Here is a 17,585-nt window from a genome sequence, read left to right on the forward strand (position 1 = left end):
GACTATCTGGTTTGCTCACATATCGGGGCTAAAAACTGGAACAGCTCGCGGGATGACCAGCACTTGTGGCCATAAGCGCGAACGGGCACAACGGGCATCAGCGCATTGCAGATAACGACTTCATCAGCGACCATCAGCGCCTCTTCCTTTGCGTTGACTTCGACAACGCGAAAGCCTCCGCGTGCCAGCTGATGCATACAAAACTGCCGCATAATGCCGTTGACTCCGGCCTGCTCCAGCGAAGGCGTGAACACGTCACTGCCCTTCCGCCAGAGTAAATTAGCCGCACAGCATTCCGTAATGTACCCTTCGCTGTCAAGAACCAGCGCCTCCACGGCCTCCGTCTGCTCAAGATGATTACGAATAAGCACCTGTTCAAGGCGATTAAGATGTTTTATGCCAGCGAGCATCGGGTTTCGCCCCAGACGTACCGGGCTAAGCGCCAGGACTACGCCCTCTTCACGCCAGCGCGCGTAATGGGAAGGGTAATCAGAAACGGAAAGGATCCGCGTGGGATGCAGGCAGGCAGAGCCGCTATAGCCCCGGCCACCGCTGCCGCGGCTGATGATGACTTTCAAAACACCGCATGCTTTGCCTGACGCCAGCTGCCGCATTTCACTTTCAAGGGTGTCCCACTGCGAGAAGGGGATCAGTAATGTCTCGCAGGCTTTTCGTAAACGAAGGATATGGGCATCAGGCAGGCATACGTCACCGTTGAGAATACGCGCAGTGGTGAAACAGCCATCGCCAAACTGGGTCGCCCTGTCGCTTGCTGGCAGCGTTTCTTGCTCAAGGCCATTAATTAAAAACATGGTGGCTCCTTATGCGTGGTGGCTCAGTCTGGCAGGATGTGGGTAGCCGGACAAGGGGATTTCACCTAATAAAAAAGGCCCGGCAAGCGGACCTTTTTTTATCGTCAGCGACTAATCAGACTCAGACCTTTTTGAAGATCAGAGAACCGTTTGTGCCACCGAAGCCGAAGGAGTTACACAGGGTGTACTCCATACCGCTCACCTGACGCGCTTCGTGAGGTACGAAGTCCAGATCGCAACCTTCATCCGGGTTATCCAGGTTGATGGTTGGCGGTACAGCCTGATCGCGCAGCGCGAGAATAGAGTAGATTGACTCTACTGCCCCCGCAGCACCCAGCAGGTGACCGGTCATGGATTTCGTGGAGCTAACCAGTACGCGGCTGGCAGATTCGCCGAAGATAGACTTAACCGCCTGCGCTTCTGCTTTATCGCCTGCTGGCGTAGAAGTGCCGTGCGCGTTAACGTAGCCAATCTGTGCCGGCGTAATGCCCGCATCACGGATGGCGTTTTCCATCGCCAGCGCAGCACCCGCGCCGTTCTCTGGAGGAGACGTCATGTGATAAGCATCGCTGCTCATGCCAAAGCCAACAACTTCAGCATAGATTTTCGCACCACGTTTTTTCGCGTGTTCGTACTCTTCCAGTACGATCATGCCTGCACCGTCACCCAGCACGAAACCGTCACGGTCTTTATCCCACGGACGACTCGCCGCCTGAGGATTATCGTTTCGGGTAGAGAGCGCACGCGCTGCACCGAAGCCACCGACGCCCAGTGGGGTACTGGCTTTTTCAGCGCCGCCCGCAACCATAGCATCTGCATCGCCGTACGCGATGATACGCGCGGCCTGGCCGATGTTATGCACGCCAGACGTACAGGCTGTCGCGATTGAGATGCTTGGGCCACGCAGGCCGAACATAATGGTCAGGTGACCTGCCACCATGTTGACAATGGTAGACGGAACGAAGAACGGGCTGATTTTACGTGGGCCACCATTCATCAGAGATGTATGGTTTTCTTCAATCAGACCAAGACCGCCAATCCCGGAGCCGATAGCGGCGCCGATACGGGTCGCGTTCTCTTCCGTAATCTCAAGGCCAGAATCCTGCATGGCCTGAACGCCAGCGACAATTCCATATTGAATGAAGGCATCCATCTTGCGCTGTTCTTTGCGCGAGATGATCTCTTCACAGTTAAAATCCTTTACTAAGCCAGCAAATTTCGTTGCATAGGCGCTAGTATCGAAATGGTCGATTAGGCTGATGCCGCTCTGACCGGCAAGGAGAGCTTTCCAGGTGGACTCTACGGTATTGCCGACAGGAGACAACATGCCAAGTCCGGTCACAACTACACGACGCTTAGACACGTTTGTCCTCCAGGGAGGGATAAAAAAAGAGATTCGTGGGACGACAAAAGATAAAACTCAGGCGGTCGAATGACCGCCTGGAGATGTTCACTTACGCCTGGTGACCGTTGATGTAATCAATGGCAGCCTGAACGGTGGTGATTTTCTCAGCTTCTTCGTCCGGAATCTCAGTATCAAACTCTTCTTCCAGAGCCATTACCAGCTCAACGGTGTCAAGAGAATCTGCGCCCAGGTCTTCAACAAAGGAAGCGGAGTTCACAACTTCTTCCTGCTTAACGCCCAGCTGTTCGCCGATAATTTTCTTAACGCGTTCTTCGATAGTGCTCATACTCTTAAATTTCCTATCAAAACTCGCTTTCGCGATGGTTTTCGTAGTGTATAAAATGTTGAAAAATTTGCAACTAAATCCCGGCAGGTCTTACCACGATTTTACGTTATTTTGAGGCCATTTGCCCAAATAACGCAAATATTTTCGATCGTGATTAAACCATGTACATCCCGCCGTTGACGTGGAGGGTTTCACCAGTGATGTAACCCGCTTCGTCAGAGGCTAAAAATGCAACCGCGCTGGCGATTTCTTTAGGGTCGCCAAGACGACCCGCTGGAACTGCCGCCAGCGTACCCGCACGCTGATCATCGGTCAGCGCACGCGTCATGTCCGTTTCAATAAAGCCCGGAGCAACAACGTTTACAGTAATTCCGCGGGACGCGACTTCACGCGCCAGCGACTTACTGAAACCGATCAGACCTGCTTTCGCCGCAGCGTAGTTAGCCTGACCAGCATTTCCCATGGTACCAACCACAGAACCTACAGTGATAATACGACCATGACGCTTTTTCATCATAGCGCGCATTACCGCTTTTGACAGACGGAATACAGATGACAGGTTGGTTTCGATAATATCGTTCCACTCGTCGTCTTTCATTCGCATCAGCAGGTTGTCGCGAGTGATCCCGGCATTATTGACCAGAATATCCACTTCGCCAAACTCTGCGCGAATATTTTCCAGAACAGATTCGATAGATGCTGGTTCAGTCACATTCAGTACCAGACCTTTACCGTTCGCACCCAGATAGTCGCTGATGGCCTGTGCGCCATTCTCGCTGGTCGCAGTCCCGATCACCGTCGCGCCGCGCGCAACCAGTGTTTCAGCAATAGCGCGCCCGATACCGCGGCTAGCGCCGGTCACCAGGGCAATTTTTCCTTCAAAACTCATGGTATTCCTCTTTTATTGCGAGAGTGCCGCTTTCATTGCTTCCGGCTCGTTAATCGCCGAGGCAGTCAGGGTGTCTACAATACGTTTTGTCAGGCCAGTAAGAACCTTACCAGGGCCGACTTCATACAGGTGTTCAACGCCCTGAGACGCCATAAACTCAACGGTTTTGGTCCACTGCACCGGGCTGTAAAGCTGGCGAACCAGCGCGTTACGGATAGCGTCGGGTGCGGTTTCGCACTTCACATCGACGTTGTTCACAACGGAAATCGTCGGTGCGTTAAAGGTCATTTTTTCCAGCTCAACCGCCAGCTTATCAGCAGCGGGCTTCATCAGCGCACAGTGGGATGGCACGCTCACCGGCAGTGGCAGTGCACGTTTTGCACCCGCAGCTTTACAGGCAGCACCTGCACGCTCAACCGCTTCTTTATGACCCGCGATAACCACCTGGCCTGGCGAGTTAAAGTTTACCGGAGAAACGACCTGACCTTCAGCAGATTCTTCACAGGCTTTAGCGATAGCAGCATCATCCAGACCAATAATGGCAGACATGCCGCCCGTGCCTTCTGGAACCGCTTCCTGCATGAATTTACCACGCAATTCAACCAGACGTACCGCGTCAGCGAAGGCAATCACGCCTGCGCAGACCAGCGCAGAGTATTCACCCAGGCTATGACCCGCCATCAGCGCTGGCGCTTTGCCGCCCTGCTGCTGCCATACGCGCCACAATGCGACGGAGGCTGCCAGCAGCGCCGGTTGGGTCTGCCAGGTTTTGTTCAGCTCTTCAGCGGGGCCCTGTTGGGTCAGCGCCCACAGATCATAACCCAGCGCATCAGAAGCTTCACGGAAAGTCTCTTCAATTACCGGATAGTTTGCTGCCATTTCAGACAACATCCCAACGGTTTGCGAGCCCTGTCCCGGGAACACAAAAGCAAATTGCGTCATTTTTTAATCCTTATCCTAGAAACGAACCAGCGCGGAACCCCAGGTGAACCCGCCACCAAAGGCTTCAAGCAAGACCAGTTGGCCCCGTTTAATTCGTCCATCGCGTACCGCTTCGTCAAATGCGCACGGTACCGATGCCGCAGAGGTGTTGCCGTGGCGATCAAGCGTCACCACAACGTTATCCATAGACATGCCCAGCTTCTTCGCCGTCGCGCTGATAATACGCAGGTTAGCCTGATGCGGCACCAGCCAGTCGAGTGCGGCGCGATCCAGATTGTTCGCTTCCAGCGTCTCATCAACGATGTGAGCGAGTTCAGTCACGGCGACTTTGAACACCTCGTTACCCGCCATGGTCAGGTAAATCGAACTGTCCGGATTAACGCGATCGGCGTTAGGCAGCGTTAACAGCTCGCCATAGCGACCGTCAGCATGCAGATGCGTGGAGATGATTCCCGGCTCTTCGGACTGTCCCAGCAGCACCGCGCCCGCACCATCGCCAAAAATAATGATCGTGCCGCGATCGGTTGGATCGCAGGTACGCGCCAGCACGTCAGCCCCGATCACCAGCGCATATTTTACGGCGCCCGATTTTACGTACTGATCGGCGATGCTCAACGCATAGGTGAAGCCCGCGCATGCAGCGGCAACGTCAAATGCCGGGCAGCCTTTGATGCCGAGCATGTTCTGTACCTGGCACGCTGCGCTTGGGAAGGCATGCGTGGCTGAGGTGGTTGCCACCACGATAAGCCCGATCTGTTCTTTATCAATGCCCGCCATCTCAAGCGCACGCTGAGCGGCTTCGTAGCCCATGGTGGACACGGTTTCGTCTGGCGCGGCGATACGACGTTCACGGATACCTGTGCGCGTGACAATCCACTCGTCAGACGTATCTACCATTTTTTCAAGATCGGCGTTGGTACGCACTTGTTTTGGCAGGTAGCTGCCGGTACCTAAAATCTTCGTATACATGTACGCTCAGTCACTTTTAGCTAATACAGATCCCAGGCGAGCGGCAATCCTCTGAGGGACTTGTCGCTGCACCGCCTGCACTGCCTGTTCAATCGCGACGGTAAATGCTCGCTGATTGGCGGCGCCATGACTCTTAATCACGATGCCGCGCAATCCTAACAGACAGGCGCCATTATACTGGTCGGGGTTGAGGTGACTGAATCGCCGCGTCAGGCTTTTTTGTAACCAACGCTTTAATAAAATCAGCCACCAGGACCTTTTTTTACCCTCCCCCTGCGATTTCAGCAGAGAAAGGAACATTCTTACGACCCCTTCCATGGTCTTCAACGTTACGTTTCCGGTGAAGCCATCACACACTAATACATCCGTTTTGCCCGTCAGCAACTCATTGGCTTCGAGATAACCAATATAGTTGATGGAGGGGACCTGTTTGAGTATTTCCGCAGCGTCGCGAATACTGTCCAGGCCTTTGGTCTCTTCTTCACCAATATTCAATAACGCAACGCGGGGATTGTTAATCCCGACCACGTCTTCTGCCAGCACTGACCCCATTACGGCAAACTGAGCCAGCATTGTACTGTCACAATCCACGTTAGCGCCCAGGTCGAGCACCACCGTTTTGCCCTTCTGCTGGTGCGGCAACACCGTCACCAGCGCCGGACGCTCAATGCCCTCAATCGGCTTGAGCAATAATTTCGACAGCCCCATCAGCGCGCCAGTATTTCCCGCGCTGACGCAAGCCTGGGCGCGCCCCTCTTTCACCAGCTCCAGCGCCATTCGCATAGAGCTGCCGCGGCTATTACGAATAGCCTGCGATGGCCGGGCATCACTGGCAATAACTGACTGCGCAGGAATAATCTGCAGACGCGAACGTTGTTCAAAGTCAGCTTTTGCAAGTAATGGCGTGATTGTGTCGGGATTACCGACTAAAAGAAGTGTGAGTTGCGAATTAGAATTCAGTGCCTGCAATGCTGCAGGCACTGTCACGGTAGGGCCGAAATCTCCCCCCATGACATCTAACGCCAGGGTTAGACGTGTCAAGGTATCGTCGCAGCCTGGTTCGGTAAACTCCCCGTTTGCACGGGGAAGTTCCTCACTAAGCCTAATCACGCTGACGCGTGATTACTTAGTGATAACCTTGCGGCCGCGGTAGAAACCGTCAGCGGTGATGTGGTGACGCAGGTGTTTCTCACCAGAAGTCTTGTCTACAGACAGGCTGGTAACTGCGGTCAGCGCGTCATGGGAACGACGCATGCCACGTTTGGAACGGGTTGGTTTATTCTGTTGTACGGCCATGGACCTTACTCCTCAATTACTTACGCTTTAAGCTGGCTAATACGGCAAATGGGTTTGGTTTTTGCGCTTCATCAGGCAGTTCCCCAAAGACCATGTCCGCCTCGGACACTTCACAGTGTTCAGAATCATGCACCGGAACGACTGGCAGGGAGAGGATGACTTCATCTTCAACCAGCGCCAGAAGATCGATTTCACCGAATTCGTTAACCTCAATCGGCTCATACGCTTCCGGGAGTGCTTCAGCCTGTTCGTCAGAACGAACCGGACTGAAACAATACGTTGTGTGAACATGCTGTACAAACGGTTTCCCGCAACGCTGACATTCGAGCGTTACCGTCACCTTTGCATCACCGGTTAACACGGCGAGGCGCTGGTTGTCGATAGCGAACGACATGGAGCATTCTACATCACTGTCCACACTGACTACAGATTCGGCAATACGCTCAGCCTGATCGGAAGAATAGATTCCTTCGTAATCGAGGCGTTTTTGAGCCGTACGAACCGGATCAAGAGTCAGGGGTAATTTTACCTTTTGCATAGGGCGCGCATATTAACTTTGTAACGTCATAGAGTCAAAGAAAAAGGCAACCAGAGCTGCCTTTTGCCAATTATTCGCACACATTGCGGCCTGTAGTTTAAAATGGCTGGCATCGATACGCTATATCTGGTGATAAAAATATGCCAAATCTCGTCCTTGCTTCCACTTCACCTTATCGCCGAATGCTGCTGGAAAAGCTCGGGATCCCGTTTGAATGCGCTGCGCCGGAAGTGGATGAGACACCACAGCCGGGCGAGTCACCGCGTCATCTGGTGACGCGTCTCGCGAAAGAGAAAGCACAGTCGCTGGCCGTACGTTACCCCGCTCATCTGATTATAGGCTCCGATCAGGTTTGTGTGCTGGACGGCGAAATCACCGGCAAACCGCATACGGAAGAAAACGCCTGCCAGCAGCTTTTGCGTGCGCGGGGCAGTATCGTGACCTTTTATACGGGCCTGGCGCTTTATAATTCTGCCTCCGGTCATCTGCAAACCGAATGCGAGCCGTTTGATGTCCACTTCCGCCATCTCAGCGAGCAGGAGATTCTGAATTACGTGCGCCGTGAACGTCCGCTGAACTGCGCAGGAAGCTTTAAAAGCGAAGGACTGGGGATTGCGCTGTTCGATAAGCTGGACGGTCGGGATCCGAACACGCTGGTGGGGTTGCCGCTGATTGCGCTGTGCCAGATGTTAAGGCGAGAAGAGTGTAATCCGCTGACGGCGTGAGCGTTGCGGCCTGATGCCCTCACCTCGGCCCTCTCCCACAGGGAGAGGGAGGAAGGCAAAATCAGCCGCGCAAAACCTTCAGGCAGCGTTTCAACTGCTCATCCAGCGGCGCTTCAATACGGATCACTTCACCGGTATTAGGATGGGTAAACTTCAGTGCGGCCGCATGCAGGAACAGACGCGACAGCCCCGTGCCCGCCAGCTGCTTATCAAACTCACGATCGCCATAGCGGTCATCAAACGCAATCGGATGGCCCGCAAACTGGGTATGGACGCGAATCTGGTGGGTACGCCCTGTCACTGGGCTACAGCGCACCAGCGTGGCGAATTCGTAGCGCTCTTCGACTTTAAAGCGCGTCTCAGACGGTTTCCCTTCCTGATTAACACGAACAATGCGCTCGCCGCTTTGCAGAATATTTTTCAGCAGCGGGGCCTGCACCACTTTCACGTGGGACTGCCACTGACCGCGCACCAGCGCCAGATAATCTTTCTGCATCCCTTTTTCGCGCAGCTGTTCATGCAGGGAACGCAGCGCAGAACGTTTTTTCGCTACCAGCAGCACGCCAGAGGTATCACGGTCAAGACGGTGAACCAGTTCGAGGAAACGCGCTTCCGGGCGCAGGGCGCGTAAACCTTCAATCACACCGAAGCTCAGGCCGCTCCCCCCGTGAACCGCCGTTCCGGACGGTTTATTCAGCACCAGAATGTGGTCATCCTCATAAAGGATAACGTCGCTCAGGGCCGCAACTTTTTGCAGCTTCGGAGAAACGACCTCTTCTTCACGCTCTGCAACACGTACCGGCGGAATGCGGACTTCATCGCCCGCCTCGAGCTTATACTCGGGCTTCACGCGTTTTTTGTTCACCCGCACCTCGCCCTTACGCAAGATGCGATAAATCATACTTTTTGGCACGCCCTTAAGCTGGGTGCGCAAAAAATTATCGATACGTTGCCCCGCCTCATCGTCGGCGATGGCAACCATTTTTACGGCTGGAGTCTCTGTTTTCATGGTTGGCGATTCTAAATAGCGTCAGGCATTAGCGCCACTCATTTTTCTATGCTTATATTTACTTTTATCCGGACCACTCCCCTTTCGCGCAATCGATTTGGTGGTTATTAAACCAATCACCCCGTTGAAGTGAAGAAACTGTGAGTAACCGGGTGATAATTGGTAAAAGTCATCTTGCTATAACCCGGCGAGCAGTGGAATAATGAATCCGTTTTCCGCGTTAAATCCGGGTTTTGTAAGGATATCGACGGAATGACCAATTTTGTCTGACCGATCATCCACGCAGCAATGGCGTAAGACGTATTGATCTTTCAGGCAGTTAGCGGGCTGCGGGTTGCAGTACTTCCCGGTATAAGGATTGTTTTCTGGAGAGTTTTCCCAGGCAATTCCCCTGATAATTGCGCTGTGTTTCCGTATGAAATACAGGCAACCGACACTCTGCGCCTCTTAAGCGAGCGACAACCGTGAGGTTGGCGACGTGAACAGACACGAGGCCATCGGTTCATACCCCGGAAAGCGTCACCTTGCCCGCAGCTTTGTCGTCAATGTAAGAATAACGAGTAAGTTACGATGAAAAGAATGTTAATCAACGCAACTCAACAAGAAGAGTTGCGTGTCGCCCTTGTGGATGGGCAGCGCCTGTACGATCTGGATATCGAAAGTCCTGGACACGAACAGAAAAAAGCGAACATTTACAAAGGCAAAATCACCCGCATTGAACCAAGCCTTGAAGCTGCATTTGTCGATTACGGTGCTGAGCGTCACGGTTTCCTTCCTCTCAAAGAAATTGCCCGCGAATATTTCCCTGCCAACTACAACTCCCATGGCCGTCCGAACATCAAAGATGTTCTGCGTGAAGGTCAGGAAGTTATCGTTCAGATCGATAAAGAAGAGCGCGGCAACAAAGGTGCTGCACTGACCACCTTTATCAGTCTGGCAGGCAGCTATCTGGTATTGATGCCAAACAACCCGCGTGCGGGTGGCATCTCTCGCCGTATCGAAGGCGATGACCGCACCGAGCTGAAAGAAGCGCTGGCAAGTCTTGAGCTGCCAGACGGCATGGGCCTTATCGTGCGCACCGCAGGCGTCGGCAAATCTGCCGAAGCGTTGCAGTGGGACCTGAGCTTCCGCCTGAAGCACTGGGAAGCCATTAAGAAAGCGGCTGAAAGCCGTCCTGCTCCGTTCCTGATCCACCAGGAAAGTAACGTTATTGTGCGTGCTTTCCGTGATTATCTGCGTCAGGACATCGGTGAAATTCTGATTGATAACCCGAAAGTGCTTGAGCTGGCTCGCCAGCACATCGCCGCGCTGGGTCGCCCGGATTTCACCAGCAAAATTAAACTGTACACCGGTGAAATCCCGCTGTTCAGCCACTATCAGATTGAATCCCAGATCGAGTCTGCCTTCCAGCGTGAAGTGCGTCTGCCGTCCGGCGGTTCTATCGTTATCGATACCACCGAAGCGCTGACCGCTATCGACATCAACTCCGCGCGTGCAACCCGCGGCGGCGACATCGAAGAGACCGCCTTCAACACCAACCTTGAAGCCGCAGATGAAATCGCCCGCCAGCTCCGCCTGCGCGACCTGGGCGGTCTGATCGTTATCGACTTCATCGACATGACCCCGGTTCGCCACCAGCGTGCGGTTGAAAACCGTCTGCGTGAAGCGGTACGCCAGGATCGTGCGCGTATCCAGATTAGCCATATCTCGCGCTTCGGCCTGCTGGAAATGTCCCGTCAGCGCCTCAGCCCGTCACTCGGCGAGTCCAGCCATCATGTTTGCCCGCGCTGTTCCGGTACGGGTACCGTGCGTGACAATGAATCTCTCTCCCTCTCTATTCTGCGTCTGATTGAAGAAGAAGCGCTGAAAGAGAACACCAAAGAGGTTCACGCCATTGTTCCGGTGCCGATTGCCTCTTACCTGCTGAACGAAAAACGTGCAGCGGTGAGCGCAATCGAAGCGCGTCAGGGTGGCGTTCGCTGCATCATCGTGCCAAACGACGAGATGCAAACCCCGCACTATCACGTACTGCGCGTGCGTAAAGGCGAAGAGACAAGCACCCTCAGCTACCTGCTGCCGAAGCTGCATGAAGAAGAAATGGCGCTGCCATCTGATGAAGAGCCTGCCGAGCGTAAACTGCCTGAGCAGCCAGCATTAGCAACCTTCATCATGCCGGAAGCACCGCCGGAAGCGACGCTGGAAAAACCAGCGGCAAAACCTGCTGTACAAAAAGCGGCGCCTGCCGCGCCAACAGCGCAGCCTGAGCAACCGGGTCTCCTGAGCCGCATCTTCGGTGCGCTGAAAAAAATGTTTGCTGGCGAAGAAGTACAGCCTGAGCAGCCGAAAGAAGCACCAAAAGAAGCGAAGCCAGAGCGTCAGCAGGACCGTCGTAAGCGTCAGAACAATCGTCGCGATCGCAATGACCGCAACGACCGTAGCGATCGTAACGAGCGCCGTGATAATCGTTCCGAGAACAACGAAGGTCGTGAACAACGCGAGGACAACCGTCGCAACCGTCGCGAGAAGCAACAGCAGAACGTTGAAGATCGTGACATTCGCCAGCAGGCGGGCGATGAGTCCGAGAAGAGCAAACAGCGTGACGAGCAGCAGCCTCGCCGCGAGCGTAACCGTCGTCGTAACGACGAGAAACGCCAGGCCCAGCAGGAAGTCAAAAACCTGAACCGCGAAGCGCCTGTAGAACAGCAGGACACGGAGCAGGAAGAGCGTACTCAGGTTATGCCGCGTCGTAAGCAGCGTCAGTTGACCCAGAAAGTACGTGTGGGTGCTGTTCAGGCGGAAGAAAACGACGTTATCGCGGTTGAAGCGGCAGAAAGCACAACGGGTACACAGGTTGCGAAAGTTGACCTGCCAGCCGTAGTGGAAAATCAGGTTGAGCAGGACGAAAGCAGCGAAAACCGTGATAACGCGGGTATGCCGCGTCGCTCCCGCCGTTCTCCACGTCATCTGCGCGTGAGCGGTCAGCGTCGTCGTCGTTACCGTGACGAACGTTACCCGACTCAATCTCCAATGCCACTGACCGTGGCGTGCGCGTCACCTGAAATGGCATCCGGTAAAGTCTGGATCCGTTATCCGGTTGCTCGCCCGGAGCAGGCTGTTGAAGAACAGGCTGTGACCGAAGAGGTGATTGCACCGGTAGCGGCGGTGGAAGAGGTCGTGACTGAAGCGGCAACCGTGGTTGAACCGCAGGTAGTTGAAACGGCGGCACCGCAGGCCGTGGAAGTGGAAACGACCCATCCTGAAGTGATTGCTGCGCCGGTCGATGCCGCCCCGCAGATCATCGCCGAAGAAGATACCGTGGTGGCTGAAGAAGTCGCGGAAGAAGCTGAGCCGGTCTCCGTAGCAGAAGAAACCGCAGACGTTGCCGTTGAAACGGTGACGGAAGAGGTTGTTCAGGACGTTGAGATTCAGGTTGAACCTGTTGTTGAAGAGGTCAAAGCGCCTGAAGTGAAATCCGAGCCAGTTGAGGCCGTTGCCGCGCCAGCGCCTGCTCACGTTGCTACCGCGCCAATGACTCGCGCCCCGGCACCTGAGTATGTTCCTGAAGCGCCGCGCCATAGCGACTGGGTTCGTCCGGACTTCAACTTCGAAGGTAAAGGTGCTGCCGGTGGTCACAGTGCGACGCACATGGCTACTGCCCCTGCTACCCGTCCTCAGCCTGTTGAATAACGCACGCTAAGACTGAAAGCCGACCTTCGGGTCGGCTTTTTTATGGCTGTTGCAGGGGCTTTCTCATCCCGGTCACCTCCGGCATTATCTGCCGCATTAACTCCAGAAAACGCCGCAAGCGCGCCGGATAATAACGAGACCAGGGGTAAACCAGATGTACCGGTAACGCTGCCGGCTGCCACTCTGGCAGTAAATGCACCAGTCGTCCTTCCTGAATATCATCCTGTACCGTCCAGCTGGAAACCACCGCCACGCCAAGCCCGGTGAGTGCCGTATTGCGCGCCACATACAGGCTGTCGGTACTCAGGCGTGGCGTAATGGTAACCCGCGCCGGGGCAGATGATGCATCGTGGAAAAGCTCCACATGGCGTTGATAAAAAGAGCTGATGGCAATCCAGGGAAGCTGTTGCAGATCGTCCGGCGTGCTAACCGCGGGATAACGGGCCAGTAGTTCCGGTGACGCCACCACCGAGCGCGGCACCTCGGCCAGCAGCACAGATACGGTCGCCGGATCGACTTCCGCGCCTACCCGAATAGCGCAGTCCAGATTATCACCAAGGAAATCAGCAGACCGATCGTTGAGCATCCACTCAACAGACAACTGCGGATAACGCTGCAAAAACTCGGTTAACGGTTTCAGAAGCTGATCCTGGCCAAACGCGTGTGGAGCGCGCACCCTCAGCACCCCGACAGGCTCATCTTCCGTCTGCCCCACCTCGTCTTCCAGCGCCAGCCAGCTGTCAATCACCCGTCGGGCATGCTGATAGCAGCGTTCGCCGTCATCGGTCAGCCGGGTCGTATGCGTTGTGCGCAGCATCAGGCGCACGCCCAGCATAGTTTCAAGCGACTGCAACCGTCGGCTCACCGTGGCCTGGGTTGTTGCCAGCTGGCGTGCCGCCGCAGAAAGGGAACCTGCCTCAACAATGCGAACGAACGTCCGCATCAGTTCTACGCGATCTATACGCTCAGACCTTTTCATCTCAATCTTACTCATACGCTACACGTATAAGCGTTTTACCACCGCGCCCGCTACCGTCGCAAGGCGTACTGATAAAAAATAGCCGCATACGACGAATGAGGAACATCTTATGAACACAACCACCACCACCCGGGCCGTAAGCCGCTGGGTAATTTTAATGCTGGCGCTCGGTGCGGGCTTCAGCGTGGCATCCATCTATTATGCCCAGCCTCTGCTGCCGCTGATGGGTTCAGACCTGCACCTGAGCATCGAAGGCATGGGCCTGGTCCCGACCCTCACCCAGGCGGGTTATGCCCTGGGCATCCTGTTTCTGCTTCCGCTCGGCGATCGCCATGACCGCAGAACGTTGATCCTGATAAAAAGTGCGGCCCTGGCGCTGTTCCTGCTGGGCTGTAGCCTGACCGGACAACTGCACTCCCTGTTGCTCACCAGCCTGCTGATTGGCATGGCCGCCACCATGGCGCAGGATATTGTCCCGGCCGCAGCGATCCTCGCGCCGGAAGGCAAACAGGGAAAAACGGTCGGCACGGTGATGACCGGCCTGCTGCTGGGGATTTTGCTCTCCAGAACCGTGAGCGGCGTGGTGGGTGAAGCCTTTGGCTGGCGGGTGATGTATCAGCTGGCCGCCGCAAGTATTGCCTTTGTCGGCGTGGTGATGTGGGCCGTGCTTCCCCGCTTCGCCGTTCACTCCACGCTGAGCTACCCGGCGCTGATGCGCTCCATGGAACACCTCTGGCGTCGCTACCCGGCGCTGCGTCGGGCCGCACTGGCCCAGGGTTTTCTGTCGATTGCCTTTAGCGCATTCTGGTCAACGCTGGCGGTAATGCTGCTGGAACGGTATCACCTTGGCAGCGCCGTGGCAGGTGGGTTTGGTATTGCCGGTGCCGCAGGCGCGCTGGCCGCACCGCTGGCAGGGGGGCTGGCGGATAAGCTGGGGGCCGGTAAAGTGACCCAACTGGGTGCCGCGCTGGTGACCCTTTCGTTTGCCCTGATGTTCCTGATGCCAGCACTGGGTGTACACGGTCAGCTGATCCTGATTGCCCTCTCCGCGGTCGGTTTCGATCTTGGCTTACAGTCCAGCCTTGTGGCCCACCAGAACCTGGTCTACAGCCTTGAGCCGCAGGCTCGTGGGCGTCTGAACGCCCTGCTGTTTACCGTCATTTTCATCGGAATGGCGCTGGGTTCAGCATTAGGCAGCAATATCTATACACTGGCAGGTTGGTCTGGCGTGGTGGCGCTGGCAACCCTGTGCGGTGCCATTGCGCTGGCTATCAGAGTGATTGAAGGCGCCCGGGTGCTGTCCGCACAGGCCGAAAGTGTGTAAAAAAAATGCCCAACCCGGACGGGTTGGGCAGTCAAAACATGCCCAGTTTCATGACATGTTCCAATCGGTCAGCGTCTTATCTGTTCATCTGGAACAAAGACATACCCTGCATATCGCTAAAGGCTTTATACGAGGCCTGCAACGCCGCCTGCTGCATGGTGTAGGACGAAATCACCGAGTTCCAGTCCACGTCAACCAGGTTACTCATTTGCTGGGTCTGCCCCAGCGCCCGGTCTTCACCCAGAGCGTCCAGCTTGCCCAGCTCGTCCAGCTTGATACCGAGGTCGGCGCGCACGGTCAGCACGTTGTTGAGGGAGTTGCTCAGGCCACGGTTGGCTTTATCAATCGCCGCGGTAAACGCTTCAGCCTTCGTTTCGTCATCGCCAATCGGTTTATTCAGCGCATCGATGGCAGCATCGAGGATCTTGAACAAATTCGTTTCCGGCGCACTACCATCTGGCTCTGGCTTCGCATTGCTGGTGAAGCTGGTGAAAACTTCAGTGCCCGTATGGCTGATTTGCATCGTGCGCGCGGAGTCAACCTGCTGGCTGATTGGCGTTCCGCCGCCCTTATAATCACCCGTAGTCTGGTCGAAAGCCGCCGCTTCGGTTTTGTAACCGGAAAAAATATATCGACCGTTACCGTCCGTGCTGTTAGCCAGGTTCATGAGCTGATCGCGAATACCTTGCAGGTTCGTTGCCAGCGAAGCGCGGTCATCATCACTTAACGTACCGTTGCCCGCATTGACAATCTTTTCCTGAGCAGCCTGGATAGCGGTTGTCACTTGCGATAACACGTTCTCTTCCAGCGATACTTTCGTCGTAGCGAAGGAGCGCGCCAGCGCATACTGGCTGTTTTGCGTTTGAGCCTGAGAGAGCACCACGGCCTGCGAGGCGGCAATCGGATCGTCAGATGGACGGTTGATGCGCTTACCCGTAGACATCTGCTCGCCGTAGCTGAGCCAGAGACTTTGGGAGTTCGTCACGCCGCGCATGCTTTGCTCATACATCATTTGAGTACTAATACGCATTTTTTATGCCTCAGCCTTAGCGGATATTGATCAATGCATCAAACAGCGTGCTCGCCGTTTGCAGCACCTGCGCATTCGCCAGATAGTACTGCTGATAGCGTTGCAGGTTGCCATACTCTTCATCCAGGTTAACCCCGGAAATTGACTGCTGTTGTTTGGTCAGCTGCGTCACCACGTTAACTTTGGTTTCGCTGCTGGTTTTCAGCGACGCCGTGGTGCTGCCCACCGTACTGACCAGCGCGGCATAAGCATCGTTAAAGGTTTTATTCCCCCCCACCAATTTGGCGCTCTGCAAATCCAGCAGCTTCTGGCCATTGGTATTGTCGCTTTCGCCGCTTCCTTGCGCGGAGGCCATCGCCAGTTTGGATTCGTCGCTGATCGCAACGTCCATATTCACAATAACGTCATTCACCGGTTTAACGATGAAACTGTCTTTATTATTGGCTGAGCCGCTAATCTTGACGTTGAGACCATCAAACGACAGATTACCGCCAGTATCAGGTTTGGCCGTGAAGCTGGTGTTGTCTGACAAACGCGTGATTGTCCAGTCAGTACCGTTGTACTCAACTTTATAGTTTGTCGCCTGGACCTTTGTACTGTCCGTCATTGTTGCCGTAACGGACGCGCTCCCGGTGTTTTTGCCGTTACTCAGTACCGCCGGAGAGCCAAAATCAAACAGCTTGCCGCCTTTAACCCCGTTGGCATCAAAGCCCGCCTGGTGCTGGGTATTCATGGCATCCGCAAACGCCAGCGCCATCTGGTTAAGCGTATTTCGCGCCTGATCCAGATCCTGAGAACGGAAGGTTAACAGGCCCCCAAGCGACCCCGTGGTGATCTGTTTTTCCGAGATTTCCACGTTGCCCACGGTTGCATCCACATACGCAAGCGTTGTACGTGCAGGATCCGCACTGGATTTCACCGCCGCCAGCTGGCTGGCGTTGCTGCCCTGTACCAGGGTGTAACCGTTGGCGATAGAGATGTTGTAGGTGCCGCTGTCCTGTACGGTAACGTCCACACCGACAATCTTGTTCAGTTCACTCACCAGCTGATCGCGCTGATCGAGCAGTTCGTTCGGGGATGCGCCCGCACCAACGCCAGTCAGCCGGGAGATCTGGTCGTTAAGATTGGCAATCTGCTTCGCATAGTTATTGATCTGATCGACGCTGGTAGAAATCGCCGTATTCACCTGCGCATCCTGATCGCGGAGATATTGATCGTTGGTTTTAAACTGGTTAACCAGACCATCCGCCTTCCCGAGCACCGTCTGGCGTGCAGCCGGATCTTCTGCGTTACTTACCAGCGTTTGCAGACTTTTAAAGAAATCCTGGAGGTTGGCAGAGAGCGAGTTAGTGGTATCCGAGAGCACGTCGTCAATTTTTGACATCTGCTGGTAGCGCGTGGTCAGCCCACTGCTCTGGTTCTGCGCCGCGCGCAGCTGGTTGGTGATAAACGCATCATATTCACGCTGAACACCGGAGACATAGACCCCGTTACCCACCCAGCCACCGCCGGTCAGGGTGCTGTTGGATGCCCCCAGAATGGTGGTCTGGCGGGTATAACCTGCCACGTTATAGCTTGAAATATTATTACTGACGGTATTGAGTGCCGACTGTGCAGCACTGAGGCCACTCATGGCGCTGTTAATCAAACTGGACATGGGGGTTCCTTTTATACGTTCAGACACGAGTCCTGAT

The 17,585-nt window shown here is 55.0% G+C and carries 16 protein-coding genes; 3 read left to right on the forward strand and 13 right to left on the reverse strand.

The annotated features are described in order from the left end of the window. Positions 1-2: 2 nt before the first annotated feature. The 9 genes from pabC to yceD form a co-directional block, all read right to left on the reverse strand. A complete protein-coding gene (gene pabC / locus BH712_RS05445) occupies positions 3-812 on the reverse strand; it encodes an aminodeoxychorismate lyase (RefSeq protein ID WP_006809250.1) in 810 nt (269 codons plus the stop codon). A gap of 121 nt (positions 813-933) precedes the next feature. Next, positions 934-2,175: a beta-ketoacyl-ACP synthase II gene (gene fabF / locus BH712_RS05450; RefSeq protein WP_003857950.1), complete on the reverse strand. Its 1,242-nt coding sequence runs from the start codon at positions 2,173-2,175 to the stop codon at positions 934-936. Between the two features lie 91 nt (positions 2,176-2,266). Then, positions 2,267-2,503: an acyl carrier protein gene (gene acpP / locus BH712_RS05455; RefSeq protein ID WP_003857954.1), complete on the reverse strand. Its 237-nt coding sequence runs from the start codon at positions 2,501-2,503 to the stop codon at positions 2,267-2,269. A 154-nt stretch (positions 2,504-2,657) separates the two neighbouring features. Further along, positions 2,658-3,392: a 3-oxoacyl-ACP reductase FabG gene (gene fabG, locus BH712_RS05460; protein ID WP_006809251.1), complete on the reverse strand. Its 735-nt coding sequence runs from the start codon at positions 3,390-3,392 to the stop codon at positions 2,658-2,660. A gap of 12 nt (positions 3,393-3,404) precedes the next feature. Then, the gene (gene fabD, locus BH712_RS05465; protein ID WP_006809252.1) at positions 3,405-4,334 is read right to left on the reverse strand and encodes an ACP S-malonyltransferase; all 930 of its coding nucleotides are present in this window, start codon (positions 4,332-4,334) and stop codon (positions 3,405-3,407) included. Positions 4,335-4,349: 15 nt separating this feature from the next. After that, the gene (locus BH712_RS05470) at positions 4,350-5,303 is read right to left on the reverse strand and encodes a beta-ketoacyl-ACP synthase III (RefSeq protein ID WP_003857960.1); all 954 of its coding nucleotides are present in this window, start codon (positions 5,301-5,303) and stop codon (positions 4,350-4,352) included. Positions 5,304-5,309: 6 nt separating this feature from the next. Then, a complete protein-coding gene (plsX, locus tag BH712_RS05475; RefSeq protein WP_017693638.1) occupies positions 5,310-6,344 on the reverse strand; it encodes a phosphate acyltransferase PlsX in 1,035 nt (344 codons plus the stop codon). Positions 6,345-6,425: 81 nt separating this feature from the next. Then, complete coding sequence (rpmF, locus tag BH712_RS05480; protein ID WP_003857964.1) at positions 6,426-6,599, reverse strand: 50S ribosomal protein L32; 174 nt, start codon at positions 6,597-6,599, stop codon at positions 6,426-6,428. Between the two features lie 16 nt (positions 6,600-6,615). Beyond that, positions 6,616-7,137 (reverse strand): 23S rRNA accumulation protein YceD, encoded by a 522-nt coding sequence (gene yceD, locus BH712_RS05485; protein ID WP_003857966.1) that lies wholly within the window; start codon positions 7,135-7,137, stop codon positions 6,616-6,618. Between the two features lie 140 nt (positions 7,138-7,277). Between yceD and BH712_RS05490 the strand changes: the two genes are divergently transcribed. Continuing rightward, entirely contained in the window at positions 7,278-7,862 is a 585-nt protein-coding gene (locus BH712_RS05490) for a Maf family protein (RefSeq protein ID WP_032673538.1), read from the forward strand. A 61-nt stretch (positions 7,863-7,923) separates the two neighbouring features. Here BH712_RS05490 and rluC read toward each other — a convergent pair whose 3' ends face one another. Then, positions 7,924-8,871 carry a 23S rRNA pseudouridine(955/2504/2580) synthase RluC gene (gene rluC, locus BH712_RS05495; protein WP_003857970.1) on the reverse strand — a complete coding sequence of 316 codons (948 nt, stop codon included), beginning with the start codon at positions 8,869-8,871 and terminating at the stop codon, positions 7,924-7,926. Between the two features lie 570 nt (positions 8,872-9,441). Between rluC and rne the strand changes: the two genes are divergently transcribed. Further along, positions 9,442-12,558, forward strand: coding sequence for a ribonuclease E (gene rne, locus BH712_RS05505; RefSeq protein ID WP_032673539.1), 3,117 nt, complete (start codon positions 9,442-9,444; stop codon positions 12,556-12,558). 40 nt (positions 12,559-12,598) lie between these two features. Here the strand turns inward: rne and BH712_RS05510 are convergent, their stop codons facing one another. Continuing rightward, a complete protein-coding gene (locus BH712_RS05510; protein WP_102765812.1) occupies positions 12,599-13,537 on the reverse strand; it encodes a LysR family transcriptional regulator in 939 nt (312 codons plus the stop codon). 109 nt (positions 13,538-13,646) lie between these two features. Here BH712_RS05510 and BH712_RS05515 point away from each other — a divergent pair, with 109 nt between their 5' ends. Then, the gene (locus BH712_RS05515; RefSeq protein WP_006809257.1) at positions 13,647-14,861 is read left to right on the forward strand and encodes an MFS transporter; all 1,215 of its coding nucleotides are present in this window, start codon (positions 13,647-13,649) and stop codon (positions 14,859-14,861) included. Between the two features lie 76 nt (positions 14,862-14,937). On the opposite strand, the gene flgL is transcribed toward BH712_RS05515, so the two are convergent. Both flgL and flgK read right to left on the reverse strand, forming a co-directional pair. After that, positions 14,938-15,891 (reverse strand): flagellar hook-associated protein FlgL, encoded by a 954-nt coding sequence (flgL, locus tag BH712_RS05520; protein ID WP_006809258.1) that lies wholly within the window; start codon positions 15,889-15,891, stop codon positions 14,938-14,940. A 16-nt stretch (positions 15,892-15,907) separates the two neighbouring features. Then, complete coding sequence (gene flgK, locus BH712_RS05525) at positions 15,908-17,548, reverse strand: flagellar hook-associated protein FlgK (RefSeq protein WP_006809259.1); 1,641 nt, start codon at positions 17,546-17,548, stop codon at positions 15,908-15,910. Positions 17,549-17,585 lie beyond the last annotated feature (37 nt).

It is taken from the genome of Enterobacter hormaechei ATCC 49162, from assembly GCF_001875655.1.
In the GTDB taxonomy this organism is placed as follows: Bacteria; Pseudomonadota; Gammaproteobacteria; order Enterobacterales; family Enterobacteriaceae; genus Enterobacter; species Enterobacter hormaechei.

What these genes read in the sequence shown, in the direction of transcription:
- BH712_RS05470 (WP_003857960.1), bottom strand. Translation starts at nt 5,303, where the DNA reads ATGTATACGAAGATTTTAGGTACCGGCAGCTACCTGCCAAAACAAGTG.
- pabC (WP_006809250.1), bottom strand. Translation starts at nt 812, where the DNA reads ATGTTTTTAATTAATGGCCTTGAGCAAGAAACGCTGCCAGCAAGCGAC.
- rpmF (WP_003857964.1), bottom strand. Translation starts at nt 6,599, where the DNA reads ATGGCCGTACAACAGAATAAACCAACCCGTTCCAAACGTGGCATGCGT.
- BH712_RS05515 (WP_006809257.1), top strand. Translation starts at nt 13,647, where the DNA reads ATGAACACAACCACCACCACCCGGGCCGTAAGCCGCTGGGTAATTTTA.
- BH712_RS05510 (WP_102765812.1), bottom strand. Translation starts at nt 13,537, where the DNA reads ATGAAAAGGTCTGAGCGTATAGATCGCGTAGAACTGATGCGGACGTTC.
- rluC (WP_003857970.1), bottom strand. Translation starts at nt 8,871, where the DNA reads ATGAAAACAGAGACTCCAGCCGTAAAAATGGTTGCCATCGCCGACGAT.
- flgL (WP_006809258.1), bottom strand. Translation starts at nt 15,891, where the DNA reads ATGCGTATTAGTACTCAAATGATGTATGAGCAAAGCATGCGCGGCGTG.
- acpP (WP_003857954.1), bottom strand. Translation starts at nt 2,503, where the DNA reads ATGAGCACTATCGAAGAACGCGTTAAGAAAATTATCGGCGAACAGCTG.
- rne (WP_032673539.1), top strand. Translation starts at nt 9,442, where the DNA reads ATGAAAAGAATGTTAATCAACGCAACTCAACAAGAAGAGTTGCGTGTC.
- flgK (WP_006809259.1), bottom strand. Translation starts at nt 17,548, where the DNA reads ATGTCCAGTTTGATTAACAGCGCCATGAGTGGCCTCAGTGCTGCACAG.
- BH712_RS05490 (WP_032673538.1), top strand. Translation starts at nt 7,278, where the DNA reads ATGCCAAATCTCGTCCTTGCTTCCACTTCACCTTATCGCCGAATGCTG.
- fabD (WP_006809252.1), bottom strand. Translation starts at nt 4,334, where the DNA reads ATGACGCAATTTGCTTTTGTGTTCCCGGGACAGGGCTCGCAAACCGTT.
- fabG (WP_006809251.1), bottom strand. Translation starts at nt 3,392, where the DNA reads ATGAGTTTTGAAGGAAAAATTGCCCTGGTGACCGGCGCTAGCCGCGGT.
- yceD (WP_003857966.1), bottom strand. Translation starts at nt 7,137, where the DNA reads ATGCAAAAGGTAAAATTACCCCTGACTCTTGATCCGGTTCGTACGGCT.